The organism is Selenomonas ruminantium subsp. ruminantium ATCC 12561 (assembly GCF_000424065.1).
Classification (GTDB): Bacteria; Bacillota; Negativicutes; order Selenomonadales; family Selenomonadaceae; genus Selenomonas_A; species Selenomonas_A ruminantium.
Genome location: NZ_KE384126.1, coordinates 31998 through 49799 on the forward strand (window position 1 = coordinate 31998; position 17802 = coordinate 49799).

Annotated in this window: 19 protein-coding genes; all 19 read left to right on the forward strand. The window is 47.1% G+C overall.

Annotation, left to right across the window (positions count from 1 at the left end; translation table 11 throughout):
• Nucleotides 1-2: 2 nt before the first annotated feature.
• Nucleotides 3-1034, forward strand: a complete 1032-nt coding sequence (gene fliG, locus G598_RS0115115; protein ID WP_102012110.1) for a flagellar motor switch protein FliG — start codon at nucleotides 3-5, stop codon at nucleotides 1032-1034.
• Nucleotides 1027-1818 (forward strand): FliH/SctL family protein, encoded by a 792-nt coding sequence (locus G598_RS0115120; RefSeq protein ID WP_026767623.1) that lies wholly within the window; start codon nucleotides 1027-1029, stop codon nucleotides 1816-1818. Before fliG ends, G598_RS0115120 begins: the two co-directional genes overlap by 8 nt.
• Before the next feature lie 24 nt (nucleotides 1819-1842).
• On the forward strand, nucleotides 1843-3183 hold the full coding sequence (fliI, locus tag G598_RS0115125) for a flagellar protein export ATPase FliI (protein ID WP_026767624.1): 1341 nt from the start codon (nucleotides 1843-1845) through the stop codon (nucleotides 3181-3183).
• 6 nt (nucleotides 3184-3189) lie between these two features.
• Nucleotides 3190-3654, forward strand: a complete 465-nt coding sequence (gene fliJ / locus G598_RS0115130) for a flagellar export protein FliJ (RefSeq protein ID WP_026767625.1) — start codon at nucleotides 3190-3192, stop codon at nucleotides 3652-3654.
• Entirely contained in the window at nucleotides 3654-4274 is a 621-nt protein-coding gene (locus tag G598_RS0115135) for a lytic transglycosylase domain-containing protein (RefSeq protein ID WP_026767626.1), read from the forward strand. The genes fliJ and G598_RS0115135 overlap by 1 nt, the downstream gene beginning before the upstream one ends.
• Nucleotides 4275-4300: 26 nt before the next feature.
• Nucleotides 4301-4948 (forward strand): MotE family protein, encoded by a 648-nt coding sequence (locus tag G598_RS0115140; protein WP_026767627.1) that lies wholly within the window; start codon nucleotides 4301-4303, stop codon nucleotides 4946-4948.
• A 94-nt stretch (nucleotides 4949-5042) separates the two neighbouring features.
• Nucleotides 5043-7913 carry a flagellar hook-length control protein FliK gene (locus tag G598_RS20295; protein WP_051180402.1) on the forward strand — a complete coding sequence of 957 codons (2871 nt, stop codon included), beginning with the start codon at nucleotides 5043-5045 and terminating at the stop codon, nucleotides 7911-7913.
• 19 nt (nucleotides 7914-7932) lie between these two features.
• The gene (locus G598_RS0115150; RefSeq protein ID WP_026767628.1) at nucleotides 7933-8451 is read left to right on the forward strand and encodes a flagellar hook capping FlgD N-terminal domain-containing protein; all 519 of its coding nucleotides are present in this window, start codon (nucleotides 7933-7935) and stop codon (nucleotides 8449-8451) included.
• Between the two features lie 196 nt (nucleotides 8452-8647).
• The gene (locus G598_RS0115155) at nucleotides 8648-8845 is read left to right on the forward strand and encodes a flagellar FlbD family protein (protein ID WP_026767629.1); all 198 of its coding nucleotides are present in this window, start codon (nucleotides 8648-8650) and stop codon (nucleotides 8843-8845) included.
• A gap of 71 nt (nucleotides 8846-8916) precedes the next feature.
• Nucleotides 8917-9426: a flagellar basal body-associated FliL family protein gene (locus G598_RS0115160; RefSeq protein ID WP_026767630.1), complete on the forward strand. Its 510-nt coding sequence runs from the start codon at nucleotides 8917-8919 to the stop codon at nucleotides 9424-9426.
• Between the two features lie 36 nt (nucleotides 9427-9462).
• A complete protein-coding gene (gene fliM, locus G598_RS0115165) occupies nucleotides 9463-10467 on the forward strand; it encodes a flagellar motor switch protein FliM (RefSeq protein ID WP_026767631.1) in 1005 nt (334 codons plus the stop codon).
• On the forward strand, nucleotides 10460-11716 hold the full coding sequence (fliY, locus tag G598_RS0115170; RefSeq protein ID WP_026767632.1) for a flagellar motor switch phosphatase FliY: 1257 nt from the start codon (nucleotides 10460-10462) through the stop codon (nucleotides 11714-11716). Before fliM ends, fliY begins: the two co-directional genes overlap by 8 nt.
• A 103-nt stretch (nucleotides 11717-11819) precedes the next feature.
• Complete coding sequence (locus tag G598_RS0115175) at nucleotides 11820-12182, forward strand: response regulator (protein ID WP_014423701.1); 363 nt, start codon at nucleotides 11820-11822, stop codon at nucleotides 12180-12182.
• Nucleotides 12182-12706 (forward strand): flagellar biosynthetic protein FliO, encoded by a 525-nt coding sequence (fliO, locus tag G598_RS0115180; protein WP_026767633.1) that lies wholly within the window; start codon nucleotides 12182-12184, stop codon nucleotides 12704-12706. The genes G598_RS0115175 and fliO overlap by 1 nt, the downstream gene beginning before the upstream one ends.
• Nucleotides 12707-12768: 62 nt before the next feature.
• The gene (fliP, locus tag G598_RS0115185; protein WP_037364752.1) at nucleotides 12769-13503 is read left to right on the forward strand and encodes a flagellar type III secretion system pore protein FliP; all 735 of its coding nucleotides are present in this window, start codon (nucleotides 12769-12771) and stop codon (nucleotides 13501-13503) included.
• Nucleotides 13504-13540: 37 nt separating this feature from the next.
• Complete coding sequence (gene fliQ, locus G598_RS0115190) at nucleotides 13541-13810, forward strand: flagellar biosynthesis protein FliQ (protein WP_014423704.1); 270 nt, start codon at nucleotides 13541-13543, stop codon at nucleotides 13808-13810.
• 11 nt (nucleotides 13811-13821) lie between these two features.
• Nucleotides 13822-14604 carry a flagellar biosynthetic protein FliR gene (gene fliR / locus G598_RS0115195; protein WP_026767635.1) on the forward strand — a complete coding sequence of 261 codons (783 nt, stop codon included), beginning with the start codon at nucleotides 13822-13824 and terminating at the stop codon, nucleotides 14602-14604.
• Nucleotides 14567-15691, forward strand: a complete 1125-nt coding sequence (gene flhB, locus G598_RS0115200; protein WP_026767636.1) for a flagellar biosynthesis protein FlhB — start codon at nucleotides 14567-14569, stop codon at nucleotides 15689-15691. Before fliR ends, flhB begins: the two co-directional genes overlap by 38 nt.
• A 22-nt stretch (nucleotides 15692-15713) precedes the next feature.
• Complete coding sequence (gene flhA, locus G598_RS0115205) at nucleotides 15714-17801, forward strand: flagellar biosynthesis protein FlhA (protein WP_026767637.1); 2088 nt, start codon at nucleotides 15714-15716, stop codon at nucleotides 17799-17801.
• The last annotated feature ends 1 nt before the right edge of the window (nucleotide 17802 follow it).

A 17802-nucleotide genomic window follows, 5' to 3' on the forward strand; every position in this document is an offset into this window, starting at 1 on the left:
CTATGGCACTTGAAGATATGTATGGCGATAGTGAGGAAGAACTCTCTAACACAGAAAAAGCGGCCGTTTTGTTCATTGCTCTTGGCCCGGAGTATTCAGCTAAACTATTTCAGCATCTGGACGATGATGAAATTGAGCGCATAACCTTGGAAATCGCTAACCATAAAAAGGTCAGTGCTGAGAACAAAGCAAAGGTAGTCAGTGAATTTTATCAGATGGCCATGGCTAGTGACTATATTTCCACAGGTGGTCTGGAATATGCGCAGAATGTATTGGAAAAGGCGCTGGGGTCGGAAAAGGCGATGGAAATTCTCAATCGCCTCACCACCAGTCTGCAGGTTCGTCCTTTCGATTTCCTGAGAAAGACAGATCCGTCGCAGTTGATGACGTTTATCAACAACGAGCATCCGCAGACGATTGCCCTTATTACAGCATATTTGGATCCGGATCAGGCAGCTACAATCATTGGCTCGCTGCCGCCGGAATCGCAGGCTGATGTTGCCAGGCGCATAGCGCAAATGGACAGGACATCACCGGATTTGGTAAGAGAAGTGGAACGGGTGCTCGAGAGGAAACTTTCCTCCATGGTTACGCAGGATTTCACTGCGGCAGGTGGCGTCAAGGCCATCGTGGATGTACTCGGCCGAGTGGATCGTACCACCGAAAAATCCATTATTGAAACGTTGGAAGTGGACAATCCGGAACTGGCAGAGGAAATCAAACGGCTCATGTTTGTATTCGAAGATATTGTTCAGCTGGACGACCGCTCTATGCAGATGGTTTTGCGTGATGTGGATACCAAAGATTTGTCTCTGGCGCTCAAGGCTACTCCGGCAGAGGTTTCGGACAAGGTGTTCCGAAATATGTCGAAGCGTGCGGCAGATATGCTCCGAGAGGAAATCGAATTTATGGGGCCGGTTAAGATTCGCGATGTAGAAGAAGCACAGCAGAAAGTCGTTAATGTTATTCGTGCCCTGGAAGAAAAGGGCGATATTGTAATATCACGTGGACAGGGAGACGAGATGATTGTCTAGAGTTATCAAAGCCGCGATATGGGAGGAAAATCCTCATCTTATACAAACCCCCGAGCCGCCTAAGCCCGAGGCCGATGCGGCGAAGGATAATGGATTGGATGAAGAAACCCGTACCCGTATGCTGGCAGAAATTGCTGCCAAGGAGCAGCGTGCAATTCAACTGCTGAAAGATGCCAAGGTAGATGCGGAAATACTCAAACAGGAGGCGATGGCCGAATGTGAGCGTATGAAAGCTGAGGCACAGGAAGAGATTAAAAATCTAAAAGAAGAAGCAATTGAGGCTGGTCATCAGGAGGGCTATGAAGCTGGCTACAAGGATGGAGAGGATAAAGTCCGCGAGGAAATGGAAGCGGCAATCATAGAGGGAAGTGCCAAAGCGGAAAAAACCCTGCAGGATGCAAAAGAAGCTACACGTGACTATATTCAGCAGGCTGAACAGGATGTGGTGAAATTGGTAATGGCCGTGGTGGAAAAGATTCTGCCACAGCACTTTATCGATGCCCCCCAGGTGGTGTTGCCCATAGTAAGGGACGCTATCCTTAAAGTGAAAGATCAAAAGGAATTGAAAATCCATGTGGCGCCGCAGGATTATGATATGGTACTGTTGGCACGCAATGAATTACGAGGAATTTTGACCTATGGTGATGCCAGCATTGATTTGTTATCTGACCAAAGTATGCGCCCCGGAGACTGTTTGATTGAAACACCAAATGGTACGGTAGATGCCCGTTTGGCTACACAGATCGAACTGATACGGCAGGCGGTAAAAAATGTTATGCTTTAAGAAATTTCCTTGAGGTAATGCCCTATGGATGAGTTGCAGGTAAAAAAACCATTCAAACTGAATATCGACAAATTTACCGATGCGATTCATGAGTGTTCCAGTGTTAAGCTCACGGGCAAGGTAACGCAGGTCATAGGGCTGGTCATTCAATCACAGGGGCCTACGGTAAGTGTGGGGGAGCTTTGTTATATAAGTTCCCATAATCCTGATGTACCGCCTATTCCTGCTGAAGTCGTGGGGTTCCGCGAAGGTTATGTCATGCTGATGCCTGTTGGTGAAATGCAGGGGATAGGACCGGGCTGCGAAGTGACGGCAGCGCAGAAGATGCTGAATGTCAAAGTAGGAGATGAACTTTTAGGCCGTGTTTTGGACGGTTTGGGCAATCCTATTGATGGAAAAGGTCCGTTGCTTTCGAAAAAGGAATACCCTTTGCAAGCTGATCCGCCACACCCGCTGTCAAGGCCGCGTATTCATGAGAGTCTTTATGTAGGTGTGCGGGCGATTGATGGTCTGATTACCATGGGCGAAGGTCAGCGTATCGGCATTATGGCTGGTTCCGGGGTAGGAAAATCTACGCTGCTTTCCATGATTGCCCGCAACACGGAAGCCGATATCAGTGTTATTGCCCTAGTGGGAGAACGTGGCCGTGAGGTGCGGGATTTTATCGAACGCGACTTGGGTGAAGAGGGAATGAAGCGTTCTGTGGTTGTCGTGGCAACCTCGGATCAGCCGGCGCTGGTGCGTATAAAAGGGGCCATGACGGCCACTGCTATTGCAGAATACTTCCGTGATCAGGGGCGCAAGGTCATTTTGATGATGGATTCCGTTACCCGTTTTGCTATGGCACAGCGTGAGGTGGGGCTGACCATTGGTGAGCCGCCGGCTACCCGTGGGTACACGCCTTCCGTATTTGCTATGCTTCCCAGACTGCTGGAACGGGCCGGGACCAGTGCTACAGGATCGATTACCGGTATTTATACGGTACTGGTAGATGGTGATGACATGAATGAACCGATCGCTGATGCGGTGCGTTCCATTTTAGATGGTCATATTGTACTATCCCGCAGCATTGCAGCCCAGAATCATTTCCCGGCGATAGATATTATGCCCAGCGTCAGTCGTGTCATGAATGAAGTGGTATCGCCGGAACATTTAAAGGCAGCCCAGCAGATGCGGCAGCTTATGGCAGTTTACCGGGACGCTGAGGATTTGATCCATATCGGTGCTTATGTAAAAGGGTCAAGTGCCAAGATAGATGAATCCATACAGAAAATAGATGCCATCAACGGTTTCCTCTGTCAGGGAATTTTTGAAGTGGATTCTTATGATGAAACGGAAAAGAAATTGATGCGGATTTCCGGGTGATAGGGCATGAAAAAGTTCAAGTTTCAGTTGGAAACCCTGCTCAAGGTTACCCGGCGGAAAAAAGATGATGCAGAACGGGAATTTGCAGAAGCCTCCCGCCGTTTGGAAGAAGCGCGGGAAGGCTTGAGTACCCTGCTGGATGAAATGCAAAAAGGCCAGCGGGATTATGATGCGCTTTCCCAGGAAGGTGTTCGTGTTACCGTGGGCAGACTTATGACGTTTAACAGTTTTTTTGCCTGGAAGCGGGAACAGATTGAAATGCAGCAAGGAATTGTGCTGCAGATGAAGAGTGAAAAACAAAAAAAACTCAAAGCGTTGATGGAAGTTATGAGTTATCTGAAAAGCATAGAGCAGCTAAAGGAGCGCCGCTATCAGGAGTATCAGGCAGAAGCCTTGCAAGAAGAACAGAAAATGCTCGATGAAATTGGCTTGCAGCTTACGATGCGGCGCAGAAGGGAAGGAATGAGCTGATGATGGATTTAACCGGTGTGCGCCAGGTACAGGCAAGGATTGCTCAATTGCAGGAGCAGTTTGGTATGCCGGGAAATATTCCCGGCAGAGGTTTTTCACAAAAGTTGGAAAAGGAAATGCAAAAATCCATGGAGGGAACGGCTGCGGATAAGACGTCTGCGACAGCTGCTTTGGATAAAAGCCAGCCGTTGCCTGCAGCACATAAGGCGGATAAGACGCAAAAAGTGTTGGCAGATATGCCCCTGGCAGACCAGAATCTCAGCACATTGATTGAAGCTGCAGCCCGGAAGTATAAAGTTGATCCCAAGCTGGTAGCAGCTGTGGCAGAAGTAGAGTCTAATGGCAATCAGGAGGCGGTTTCTTCTGCGGGTGCCATTGGCGTTATGCAGCTGATGCCGGATACAGCAGCGTCTTTAGGCGTTGACCCATACAATAAACAGCAGAATATTGAGGGCGGGGCTAAATATCTCCGCCAGATGCTGGATACCTTTGGGGGAGATACGAAAAAGGCAGTGGCGGCGTATAATGCCGGACCAGGGGCCGTGAAGGATTATGGCGGGGTACCACCGTACAAGGAAACCCAGAATTATGTGAGCAAAGTATTGGATATTTATCGGTAACTTAGAAATAGAAGGCGGGTTGGACAATGGCAGCGAAGAAGAAAAAGAAAAAAGGCAGTAAAATAGTGAAAGTGCTATTAATGCTCTTCCTGCTATTGGTGCTTATTGCAGGCGGTTTTGCTTTGGGTGTTTATCTGCAGCTCATTGATACCCAGGAGGCAAATGAGAAATTAAAGCTTTATGACCTGCCTGTTATTGGTGAATACTTCGTGCGTCCAGCACCAAGTGAAGAGGATATGGACAAAATGCCGGTGGAAGATGCCAAGCCGGACAAGGATAAAGATGTAAAAAAAGATGAAAAAGATAAGCAGGAGTCCAAGAAGATTGTCATAACCAAAGAAGAAATTGAAAAGCAGATGAAGCAGCGTGAAGCTGAGGAAAAGAAACGGGTGTCCAAGCTGGCTCGTCTGTATAATCAGATGAAACCTAAAGATGCGGCCAAAGCCATGGATGAATTAGATGATGATATGTGTATCGCCATTTTGCAGCGTATGGATGAAGCCGTTGTGGCTAAGATTATGACGGAATTTGACGAAGGGAAAACTGCCAGGATTACGCGGATTATGTATGCAGGTACCAAGAAAGAGGTAAATACAGAAGAAGATATTCGTCGGATGCTGGAAGAAAAAGCCAAGAGTGACGGACAGACAGAGCAGGAAAATTCAGCACAGTAAGAAATAATTTCCCCACATTATCTAAAAGTGGGGAATTTTTATTTAAGTAAAATACGATTTTCATCGATAAATACCATGAGAAGGAGGTGATTTGGTGAACGCAGCAAATGTAATGGCTATTTCTCCTAAGGCAGGTGCCGTAAATAAGGTGCAGCTCACAAGGACGGTGGGAAAACTTGGCAAAGCATCTGCAAATATGACCAGTGACTCATTTGATGAGGCAATGGGAAAAGCAGGAGAAGAAGTATCAGGAAAAATGGCAAAATCGCCGGTAGAGGCTCAGGGAAGTATACAAGGGAAGGTTAACGCTAAGGAAGCTGATATAAAGGACGATATGCCAGAAGGAACGGAAGCTGCTTTTTTACAGAAGCAGCAGGGCAGGAAGCCACAAATGACTAAGGAAGGCAAAACGAACACGCAGGAAGCGAAGGTCAACGAGGAAGAACCTGGGGAGCCAGGAGAACAGGATGCAGGTACGGCAACTGCCTCAGCAGCTGTACTGAATTTTACCACGGAGGGAAAGGCATCACTGGTCATGGACGACACAACGGAGCAGACAGAATCGGTAGAACCGGCAGCTGGAGTGAACCTGCAACGTTTATTGCCACAGTCAGGTGACGATGTTCAGAAAAATAAAAATTTCCTGGCGATGCTTTCAGGGCAGCAAATAAAGCCGCTTCAGGCACAGGGGGCAACTCCAAATCAGCAGACAAATTCGGGGCAGGAGATTTTGCAACGGATAAAACCGGCAACGATGTTGGAAGCACAGCTGAATAATCACCAGTTAGCGAATCAAACAATTCAGCCAGATTTAGGTCTTGGCAAGTCTATGGGGAGCAATCTGACGCAGCAATCCAATCTATTGAGGCCGCAATTGGGTGATATGCAGCAAAACAAGCAGGCAGAAGGCTTAACGCAGGTGAATAGGCCAGCGGGAGTGCAGGAGGCCGTTTCCGCAGAAGCGGTATTAAACAAACCACAGCCAATGGCAGCGTTTTTCACACAGAATCTGCGTGCAGACCAATCCAATCAGACACAGCAGTCAAATCAGCCAGGAATACAATTCAATCTGCCACAGCAGTCAAATCAGCTGCGAACGCAATCCAATCTACTGAGGCCGCAATTGGGCGATATGCAGCAAGACAAGCAGGCAGAAAGCTTAATGCAGGTGAATAGGCCAGCGGGAGTGCAGGAGGCCGTTTCCGCAGAAGCGGTATTAAACACACCACAGCCAATGGCAACGTCTTTCACACAGAATCTGCGTGCAGACCAATCCAATCAGACACAGCAGTCAAATCAGCCAGGAACACAATCCAATCTGCCACAGCAATCAAATCAGCTGCGAACGCAATCTAATCTGACGCAGCAATCAAATCTACTGAGGCCGCAATTGGGCGATATGCAGCAAAACAAGCAGGCAGAAGGCTTAACGCAGGTGAATAGGCCAGCGGGAGTGCAGGAGGCCGTTTCCGCAGAAGCGGTATTAAACACACCACAGCCAATGGCAACGTCTTTCACACAGAATCTGCGTGCAGACCAATCCAATCAGACACAGCAGTCAAATCAGCTGCGAACGCAATCTGATCTGATGCAGCAATCCAATCTATTGAGGCCGCAATTGGGCGATATGCAGCAAGACAAGCAGGCAGAAGGCTTAACGCAGGTGGGAGTACAGGCAACGGTTTCTTCAGACGAGGTATTAAACGCACCGCAGCCACTGGAACCGGCCTTCACCCAGAATCTGCGTGCAGACCAATCCAATCTGACGCAACAGACAAATCAACTGCGAACGCAATTCAATCTGACGCAACAAGTGGGCGATATGCAGCAAAATAAGCAAGCAGAAGGCTTGACGCAACAATCAAATCAGTCAACCCCATTAGAAGCACAGTTGAGCAGCATTCAGCAAAATAAACAAGCAGCTGATTCGATGCTGGCGGGAAATTGGGCAGAGAGAGGGCTGTCAGCTCAGGACCGTATTATCAATCCGCAAGCGGCGGCGCTGGATAATGGCAAGGAAAGACACGATGCCAAGGGAGTGGCACTCTTTGGGCAGAGCGAGGAGACGATGCCGTCCATGTCTGCCGGGAGGGTGAATGATTCAGTAACGCTGCAGGAAACTGGACGTGTGATCGTTCCTGAAGGAAATACACAAGCACAGCCCCGTAAGGAAAATGATGCTCGTCTGGTGAATAATCCTCTGATGGGAGCTGGCAGAGTGGTGGAAGATGATGGGCAAATGGTAAATCCGTTCATGAATATGCAGGATAATTCCCGTCAGGATTTATTCCGGCAAAATCAGCCGCCTGTACCGCCAACCATTGAGATAGTTACAAATGAAGATGGTGAAGAGGTCAGCCAGCTTGCAGAAGAAGCTGTGGGGGATAAGGCGCCGCAGACGGACTCAGCCCGAGCAGCCAATGAACCGCTGAGCATGTTCCAGCAGAGTCTCAATGAGAACCTGACGGGAATAAAGCGGGCGGAGGCGGCGAACCAACCGCAGAATCTGCAGAATGACTTTGATGTTCCACGGCAGATTGTGGAGCAGGCAAGGCTTTTGCGCAGAGGAGAAGATACCCAGATGGTCATAAAACTCCACCCTGACCATTTAGGTGAGCTGACTTTGAAGGTTTCGGTCAGTGCTAATGGTGCCGTTAATGCATCTTTCCATAGCGATAATGCTCAGGTAAGAGCTATTATCGAAAATACGCTGGTACAGCTGAAACAGGAATTGAATAATCAGGGCTTGAAAGTAGATAATGTCGATGTCTATGCCGGACTCACGGACGGACAGCTGCCTCAGGGAGAGGGTCAGCAGGCATGGCAGCAGAATCAGGGACATAATAGCAATAGCAGTGTTCGGAATTTAGGGAATATGGAAGATTATGGAGAAGAGACCGAAAATATAGCTGTTAGCAGCCCAAGCAATACAGATGCCTCTGATGGAGTGGATTACCGAGTCTAATGCATAGAAGGTGAAAAAAGTGGCAAATTCATTAAATACGATTACCGTTGATGGGGTAACCCAGACAATGGAAAGTTATCAGGCAAGTCAGACGCAGGCCAATAAGGATAATAGTACCTTAGGCAAGGATGCCTTCTTGCAGCTGCTGGTCACGCAGATGAAATATCAGGATCCATTAGATCCACAGGATAATGGTGAATATCTGGCCCAGTTGGCCCAGTTCTCTGCTTTGGAGCAGATGACCAATGTGGCTGAAGGGCTTGGGGATGTATCGAAATTAGTCAGCAATATTGATACATCGGTATTGGTAGGACAGCTTAGCAATATGATTGGCAAAGATGTACAATGGAATGTAGAAAGCACGAGTACGGATGCTGATGGCAAAGCAACAACTACCACCACTAAGCTGGAAGGAACGGTTACTGGTGTAAGTATTTCTGATGGCTCGCCAACGATTATTGCCAGCTCTGGCGGCAAAACTTATCAGGTATCTATTGGTGATATCAGTCGTATCGGCGAAGGTACACAGGGGAATTGATACTTATAGCAGGCAGGAGAAGTTGGCTGCTTGAGGATATAAAGGTCGGTGTAGCTGCACCGGCCTTTACTGTTTAACAGTATTTTTTTTTGGATTTTACGAAGAAAGTTTTCACGTGAAAAAGGGAAAAAGGGCATTCGTGACGAAATTTAAGAGAATAGGAAGCATGGTAAAGATGTAAGGGGGAGGAGCAGCCATGATTAAGCTGACAAAGTTTAATTCTCAGACAAATAAAAAAGGAGAATTCGTGCTTAATGCCGAAATAATAGAAACAATAGAAGAAACTCCGGATACAGTGGTAACCTTGACAAATGGCAAGAAGTTCATTGTGGAGGAGCCTATGGAGGAAATTGTTCGTCGTGTGATGAAGTATCGTCGGGCACTTCATCAGTAATTTAAATATGGACAAGTCCTCATTAACTGGTATAATATTTTAAAGAAAACAATGTACGGAGGGATAGACCTATGGCTGACGAAGAAAAAGACACAGATGAAGTGGAAGAAGAACCGAAGAAGAAATCTCCGATAATTCTAGTGGTCATCTTGGTTTTGGTAGGCCTGGTGCTCGCCGGTGGCATATCATTTTTTATCACGACCAAAATGATGGCCGATACTGCTACAGAACAGGTCAATGAACATCATGACCCTGGTAAATTTATCAAGTTAGGTGATGCCAAAGATGGCATTATGGTAAATGTTGGCGGGCAAAAAGCCGGTAAATTCCTGAAAGCCGGCATCGTCTTAGAGATGAATCCTGGAAAAAAGAGCAATCTTACTGAGGAAGGTGCACTGCTTCCAGAAGCCGAAACCAAAATTCTCGATACGACCATGCAGATTCTCCGCAGTGCTAAGCTGGACGAATTCGATGCGACGCGTCAGGATGATTTGAAAAAAAAGATTAAGGATGAGCTAAACACCAAGCTGGGGCCTGGTTCTGTGTATGATGTGTATATAACGAGCTTCCTGCTTCAGTAAAAGTGTTCATATTCCAGCAGGGAGGAGGGCGTAAGATTGGCAGATGAAGTACTATCTCAGTCTGAGATAGATAAACTGCTTTCCGCGCTGTCAGACGGAACCGTATCGGCAGAAGAAGTAAAAGCAGATGAAGAACAAAAGAAAGTAAAGACCTACGATTTCAAACGGCCGGACAAGTTTTCCAAGGACCAGATACGAACGCTCTTTATGCTTCATGAGAGTTTTTCCAGACTCTTAAATACGTATTTGTCCGCACACTTGCGTACGTTGGTAAATGTGGAGGTGGCCTCGGTTGAGCAGCTGACTTATCAGGAATTCATCCAGTCTTTGGCCAATCCTTCGGTTATCAGTATCGTGGCTGTACCACCCTTAAAAGGCAATATTGTCATGGAAATAAACACAGAGATTGCTTTTGCATTCATTGATCGTGTGTTTGGCGGTGAAGGCCGGGTAGGTATAAAAACTCGTGTCCTCACCGAAATTGAGGATGTGGTAATGCGCCGTTTCATTGAAACTGCGCTGGGTCATTTGAAGGAAGCTTGGATGAATGTAGTGGAATTTTTCCCTGCATTGGAAACTACGGAATCAAATCCTCAATTTACGCAGATTGTACCGCCAAGTGATATGGTGGTTATTGTCACCATTCAAGTGAGGGTGGGCGAAGTTGAGGGGATGATGAATATATGTATCCCCTATTTGGTGCTTGAACCAGTTATGTCAAAACTCACGACTACATTTTGGGTGGCATCATCAGTATCAAGGGATAATAATCCTGAACAGGTTAAACTCCTGCAAAAGAAGATTGAGCGTACCAAAGTACCTTTTGTGGTGCAGTTAGGACAACTCCATCTGACCATTAATGAGTTCCTGACTTTGGGATTTGGGGATGTCCTGCAAATGGACACCCGAGTGGATGATAATTTATTGTGCTTGGTAGGTAAGCGGCCTAAGTTTTACAGCCGTCCGGGTAAGTCGGGCAAAAAAATGGCGGTCCAGATTACCAAAATTATAAGTGAAGGAGATGAAAGTGCTGATGAGTGACGATATGATCTCGCAAGAGGAGATTGACGCCCTGCTTAATGGCGGAGGAATACCCGCGGCAGACGACAGTCCGGCACCGGCGGGAGAGTCCGAAGCCCCGGCTGATCCATCAGCTGGCTCCGACAGTAGTTCATCTCAGTTTGATGATATACTCACGGATGTAGAAAAGGATGCTCTGGGGGAAATCGGTAATATCTCCATGGGCAGTGCGGCAACAACCCTTTCGGTGTTGCTCGGACATAAGGTGAACATTACCACGCCTTCGGTTTCTGTTTCATCGATGAGCATGATTCAGGAAAAATACCCCATGCCCTATCTGATTGTTGAAGTAGGGTATACCATTGGTATAGACGGTAATAATGTCTTGGCCATTCAGGCACAGGATGCAGCGATTATCGCCGATCTGATGATGGGGGGCGATGGTACCAACCCGGATACGGAAATCAATGAAATCGCCATGAGCGCGGTGGGCGAGTCCATGAATCAGATGATGGGCACTGTGGCAACGTCACTGTCCACCATGTTCAACAAGAAGATTGATATCTCGCCGCCCAAGGTAAATCTCATTGATTTTGGCAGTGAGGATAAGATTTCTGAAGTTTTAGGGCAGACAGAACCTATCGTTTGTACATCTTTCCGGATGGAAGTTGATGGCCTTATCGATAGCGAAATCATGCAGATTTTGCCTGTGGAAGTGGCTAAGGAAATGGTTGAGGCTTTGACAAATGGCTCCGTTGAGGAACCAGAGCCGGAGCCGGCACCAGCACCTGCGCCTCCTCCACCACCGGCGCCAGCGCCAGCACCTGCACCAGCAGCTGCGCCGCCGCCAACGGCACCCCCTGCACAACAAATGGCGCCTCCGGTTATGGCAGCGCCGCCAGCAGGAGGTTATGGTGCTTATGGTATGCCTATGCAGGGAATGGCGGCAAACGTACCGGTGCAGCCTGCACAATTTATTCCGTTGAACACGCAGCCCGTGCAGGTAAATGATGCAAATATTGGTTTGATTCTCGATGTTCCGCTGTCGGTGACTGTGGAACTCGGCAGAACCAATAAATCCATTAAGGATATATTGGAACTTACCAATGGTTCGATTGTCGAACTGGATAGACTGGCCGGTGAGCCGGTGGATATCAATGTTAATGGTAAGTTCCTGGCCAAGGGTGAAGTTGTAGTTATCGATGAGAATTTCGGTGTACGTATCACGGAAATTGCCAGCCCGGCTGAAAGGGCTGCAAAACTGCAATGAACATAAGGTCGTAGAGAAGTTCTTGTCTAAAACAAGACTTTCTTATATAATAGAGGCAATGCTAACCAAGTCGGATGTTTTTTAAGATGAGGAGAGATGGAACATGGCAGTAAGAGTATTGGTCGTTGACGATGCGGCATTCATGAGAATGATGGTTAAAGACATCCTGTCCAAGAATGGCTATGAAGTCGTGGGCGAGGCTGAAAACGGTATGAAGGCACTGGAAAAATATCAGGAACTTAAGCCGGATCTTGTAACCATGGATATTACGATGCCGGAAATGGATGGTATCAGTGCCGTTAAGGAAATCAAAAAAGTTGATCCCAACGCCAAGATTGTTATGTGCAGTGCAATGGGCCAGCAGGCAATGGTTATTGAAGCAATTCAGGCTGGTGCTCGTGACTTTATTGTTAAACCCTTCCAGGCAGATCGCGTATTGGAGGCTGTCCGTAAAGCAGTGGGCTGATGGAAAGAAAACATGTGTTTTTGGCGTGTTTCGTGGGTGTGCTCATATTATTACTGATTGCAGATCCTGCCTTGGCAGCCGATGAGGCTGCCAAGGGCGGGTATCTGGCTGGTTATGAGAATACTGACCCGCGGCCGGCGCCGATTTCCTGGTGGTCAACAATTGCTTATTTGGTCAGCCTCTTTGCTATTTTTGTCTTTGTAGTAGGGCTGGCTTATTTTGCTGCCCGCTTTATTGGCGGCAAATTTGCACAGCAGAAGCTGGGCTATGGTGGCAGGATCCTGTCGCATTTGCCCCTGGGGCCTAACCGTTCGGTATGTGTGATTGAAATGAGTGGCCGCGTGTTTATGCTGGGCGTTACAGAGCATTCCATTACACTTCTGACGGAAATTACCGATGCGGATGAAATTGACCGTTTGCATCGGGAGGACTTAGCTTTCAGCAAAATGCCGGATATGTTCTCACAGCAGTTTGGGACATTGGCAGGGTTGGTACAGAAAGTACCGCCGCTGTTTCGTAAGTGATTGACTACCAAAATGGTTAAAAAAGGAGTTGTGGGCAGTTGAACCGCCGTAAGGTCTTTTTCATGCTGGGAGGAATAGCCTTCCTGCTGTTTATGGCACAGAACGCTGCTTTGGCTGCACCGCTTATCCCTTCGGTAAATGTTGATGTAGGTTCGTCGAACAAGCCTCAGGATGTAGCGGTGACGCTGCAGGTAATGGCGTTTTTGACCGTTCTGTCATTAGCACCGGGCATTTTGATCATGACCACGTCTTTTGTGCGAATTGTGGTGGTTATTGGTTTTTTGCGCAATGCTTTATCTACGCAAAATGCACCACCAAATCAGGTGGTTATTGCGCTATCCCTGTTTTTGACCTTTTATGTCATGTCTCCTTATTGGAGTCAGGCTAATGAAAATGGCATTCAGCCATATATGGCGGGACAGATAACACAAGAGCAGGCACTTACTAATGTGGTAGCACCGATTCGTGAGTTTATGTTTAAGCAGACCCGTGAATCGGATTTGGCATTGTTTGTGAATCTGGCTGATGATGAACGCCCGGAAACGCAGGAAGATGTATCGACCTTTACCCTTATTCCGGCATTTATTATCAGTGAATTAAAGACAGCCTTTCAGATAGGCTTTATGATTTATGTGCCTTTTATCGTCATAGATATGATTGTGGCCAGTACACTGATGTCTATGGGTATGATGATGCTGCCGCCAGTAATGATATCCCTGCCGTTTAAGATATTACTCTTTGTTATGGTTGATGGTTGGCATTTGTTGATTAAGTCGTTGATTATCAGCTTCAAATAGTAAAGCTAAGAACTAAAGGGATAGAGGAGCGGGGCATATGTCTGGGGATTTGGTTGTACAGCTGGGACAGGAAGCGCTGTTTATCGTTATGATTGTGGCGGCTCCCATGCTGGGATTGGGACTTATTGTCGGTTTGATGGTCAGTGTTTTTCAGGCGACGACTTCTATTCAGGAGCAGACTTTGGCATTTATTCCCAAGATTATAGCGGTGTTTGTAGCAATTTTGATTTTTGGCCCATGGATGTTGAGAATAATGACGGAATACCTGACGAATATTTTGGTTAATTTGCCCGGCTATATCGGCTGAAGGAGCAGGTTATGGATTTTTTTGAACTTCTGCAAGGTCATGCGGCGGTTTTTCTGCTTCTGCTAACCCGGGTGAGTGGCATATTCATTATTTCTCCATTTTTTGGCAGCATGAATATTCCCGTATATTTTCGTGCAGCAGCTTCGCTGGCTTTTGCTTTGGTGCTTTTCCCTGTGGTGGATAATCTTCAGGGCGTAACGGCGCCGGCTGCGATTTTAGGTTATGCAGGCGCAGTGCTGGCAGAACTTTTTGTAGGCTGGCTTATCGGGTTTGTGGCCTATATTGCTTTTGCCGCCATTACCATGGCCGGCAAGGTTATGGATATGCAGGTAGGTTATGCCATAGTAAACGTAATGGATCCGACTTCCGGTCAGCAGATGCCGCTTATCGGAAGTTTTCTTTATAACTTGGCGATTATTGTCTTTGTGGTGACCAATGGACATCACATGATTATATCGGCGCTGGTGGAAAGTTTTAAGCTGGTACCTATCTTAGGTGTTAGTCCGGATTTGTCTTTGCCTATGATTATTGCGCGTTTTACAACAGGAATATTTTTTACTGGTATGAAAATTGCTATGCCAGTAACCTTTGCTATTTTGCTGGTTAATGTTGGTATGGGGATACTAGCGCGTACAATGCCCCAAATGAATATTTTCGTAGTGGGGATTCCGATGCATCTCATGATAGGTACGTTGATTCTTATCATGGTATTGCCATTTTATGTTTTATTTCTGGATGTGTTGTTCAATGAAATGTATGGAAATATCACCATTGCGTTGGAAGCCCTGCAATAGAAGCAGCTTTGTCTTTGACCTGCAGCTTTTTGCCAGTGATGACAAGACTGAAGAGCCGACAGCAAAAAAACGTGCTGATGCCAGGAAAAAAGGACAGGTAGGCCGCAGTACGGATATGAGTGCTGCTTTTGTCCTGCTCATGGGCTTTTTCATTCTGAAAATGCTGTGGGAATCTATTTATCATAAGATAGCAGATTATACAGCCTATGTGTTTTCCCATCTCAATCAAACGGTGGACACAGAAAGCGTGGTGCGCATCTTTATTGGTATTATTGAATTGCTGGCACAGACAGCCTTGCCAATCATGCTGGCTATTATGATGATGGGGCTGGCTGTTAATTTCTATCAGGTGGGGCTTAATTTTAATACGGAAGCGATTGGCTTTAAGCCGGACAAACTTAATCCAATCAACGGTTTTGGACGTATTTTTTCCAAGAGATCGTTGATGGAGCTGGCAAAGTCATTAATGAAAATAGCAATTATTGGTTTTTTCTTATATGATTTTATTTCTGACCATTTAATGGATTTGCCGCAGTTTATCTATTTCGATTTAACAACCAGTCTTGCGCAGATTTCGGATATCATCTTTAAGATGGCCTTTGAGGTTATCGGCGTTATTATGATTGTTGGTTTTATTGATTATGCTTATCAGAAATGGCAGACTACGCAGGATCTGAAAATGTCCAAGCAGGAAGTCAAGGACGAAATGAAGCAATCCGAAGGTGACCCGCAGATTAAAGGCAAGATCAAACAGAAACAGCGGCAGATGGCCATGTCCCGCATGATGCAGGAAGTGCCCAAAGCCGATGTGATTGTCACCAACCCGACCCATTTTGCTGTAGCCTTGAAATATGATAAAGGCATGGTGGCTCCGCAGATTGTGGCTAAAGGGCAGGATCTGCTGGCGCAGCGCATAAAGGAAATTGCCCGGGAGAATAAGGTGCCTATTGTAGAGAACAAGCCACTGGCTCGTGCGCTTTATGCAACTGTGGAAGTCGGGGATATCGTTCCGGCAGAACTCTATCAGGCGGTGGCAGAGGTCCTGGCTTATGTATACCGTTTGAAAAATAATCGCCGTCGGGCGTAAGTAAGTTAAAAGGAGAAGCACTATGGCTGCACAACAGGCAGCTGCCCCAAATGCTGTTTTTGGCAAGGGCAGTTTCGTTCAAAAATACAGCGATGTTATGATAGCGGTAGCTATCGTGACTATCGTTGTCATGATGATTATTCCGCTGCCGACATTGCTGCTGGATATGCTGATCTGCTTGAATATCACCATCGCATTATTGCTGGTTATGTCGGTAATCTATAACAAAGAAGCTTTGGACTTATCGATTTTTCCGTCGTTGCTGCTCATTACTACTTTGTTCCGGCTGGCACTGAATATATCGTCTACGCGTCTTATTCTGCTGGATGGTTATGCCGGAGAAGTAATCACGGCATTTGGTAATTTCGTTGTCGGTGGTAATCCGGTAGTCGGCTTTATCATGTTCGTCATTCTGGTTGCCATTAACTTTATTGTTATCACGAAAGGTTCGGAACGTGTGGCTGAAGTATCGGCACGTTTCACCTTGGACGCAATGCCCGGTAAGCAGATGTCTATTGATGCTGACCTCAACCAGGGGGCTATCACCGATGCAGAAGCGAAGATTCGCCGTGAGAAAATCCAGCATGAAGCGGATTTCTTCGGTGCCATGGACGGTGCTTCCAAGTTCGTAAAGGGCGATGCGATTGCCGCAATCATCATTATGTTGATCAATATTGCCGGCGGTTTTGTCATCGGCATGATGCAGCGCAATATGGAAGCGGTGCAGGCCTTGCAGACCTATACTTTGCTCACCGTAGGTGAAGGTCTGGTCAGCCAGATTCCAGCCCTGCTCATCTCGACGGCTACAGGTCTTATCGTTACCCGCGCAGGGGCTGAAGGGAACTTGGGCAGCGACATTGTAGCCCAGCTTTTCCATAATGACCGCATATTCTTTATTCTGGGTGGTGTCTTGGTATTCTTCTCAGTAGTACCAGGCCTTCCGGGGATTCCGTTCTTTGCACTGGCCTTGTTCTGTTTCCTGATTGGCCGTCTGCTGAAACAGCAGACCGAGGTCAAGACGGAAGTTCAGCAGGAAGAAAAGAAAGTTCAGGAAAAGAAGAAGGCGACCACACCGGAAAATATTGTTTCCCTGCTGCAGGTTGACCCCATGGAACTGGAAATCGGCTATTCTTTGATTCCTTTAGTGGATACCGGTCAGGGCGGCGATTTGCTTGACCGTATCGTTATGATTCGCCGCCAGTGTGCTTTGGAATTGGGCTTGGTGGTGCCGACCATTCGCATTCGCGATAACATTCAGATAAAGCCCAATGCCTATATCATCAAGCTGAAGGGGATAGAGGTTGCCAAGGGCGAATTGATGCTGGACCATTATCTGGCCATGAATTCCGGAACGGTTTTTGAGGAAGTTCCAGGGATTGAAACAACAGAGCCGGCCTTTGGCCTGCCCGCTTTATGGATTCCGGAGAGTGAACGTGAACAGGCAGAATTGAATGGTTATACGGTAGTAGATGCGGTGTCTGTATTGGCCACGCATCTTACTGAAGTCATCAAGCAGCATGCCGATGAAATTTTGGGCCGTCAGGAAACGCAAAATCTCATCGAAAATCTCAAAAAATCCAATCAGGCATTGGTGGACGAAGTCGTTCCAGACCTGTTGAATGTAGGCGAAATCCAAAAAGTGCTGTCCAACCTTTTGCGGGAGCGCATTTCCATTCGCGATATGAGTACCATCTTGGAAGTTTTGGCAGACTATGGCCGTGCAACCAAGGACACGGAAATACTCACGGAGTATGTCCGGCATGCTATGGCACGTCATATCACTCAGCAGAACGTGCAAAATGGGACACTTCCCTGCATCACCTTGGACCCGGCTTTGGAAAACCGTATTGCCGGTGGCGTACAGCGTACCGAACATGGTTCCTATGTAAGCATCGATCCGGATTCCATGCAAAAGCTGATTACGGCACTCAATACGGAACTGCCGAAGCTTACCAATATGGGCTATCAGCCAATTGTGCTGACCAGTCCGGCCGTGCGTTTATATTTCCGCAAGCTGGTGGAGCGGTCCGTTCCCGGACTTATCGTCTTGTCTCATGCGGAGATTGATCAGAGCGTTGAGATTCAAATTCTTGGGGTGGTGAAGATTTAAG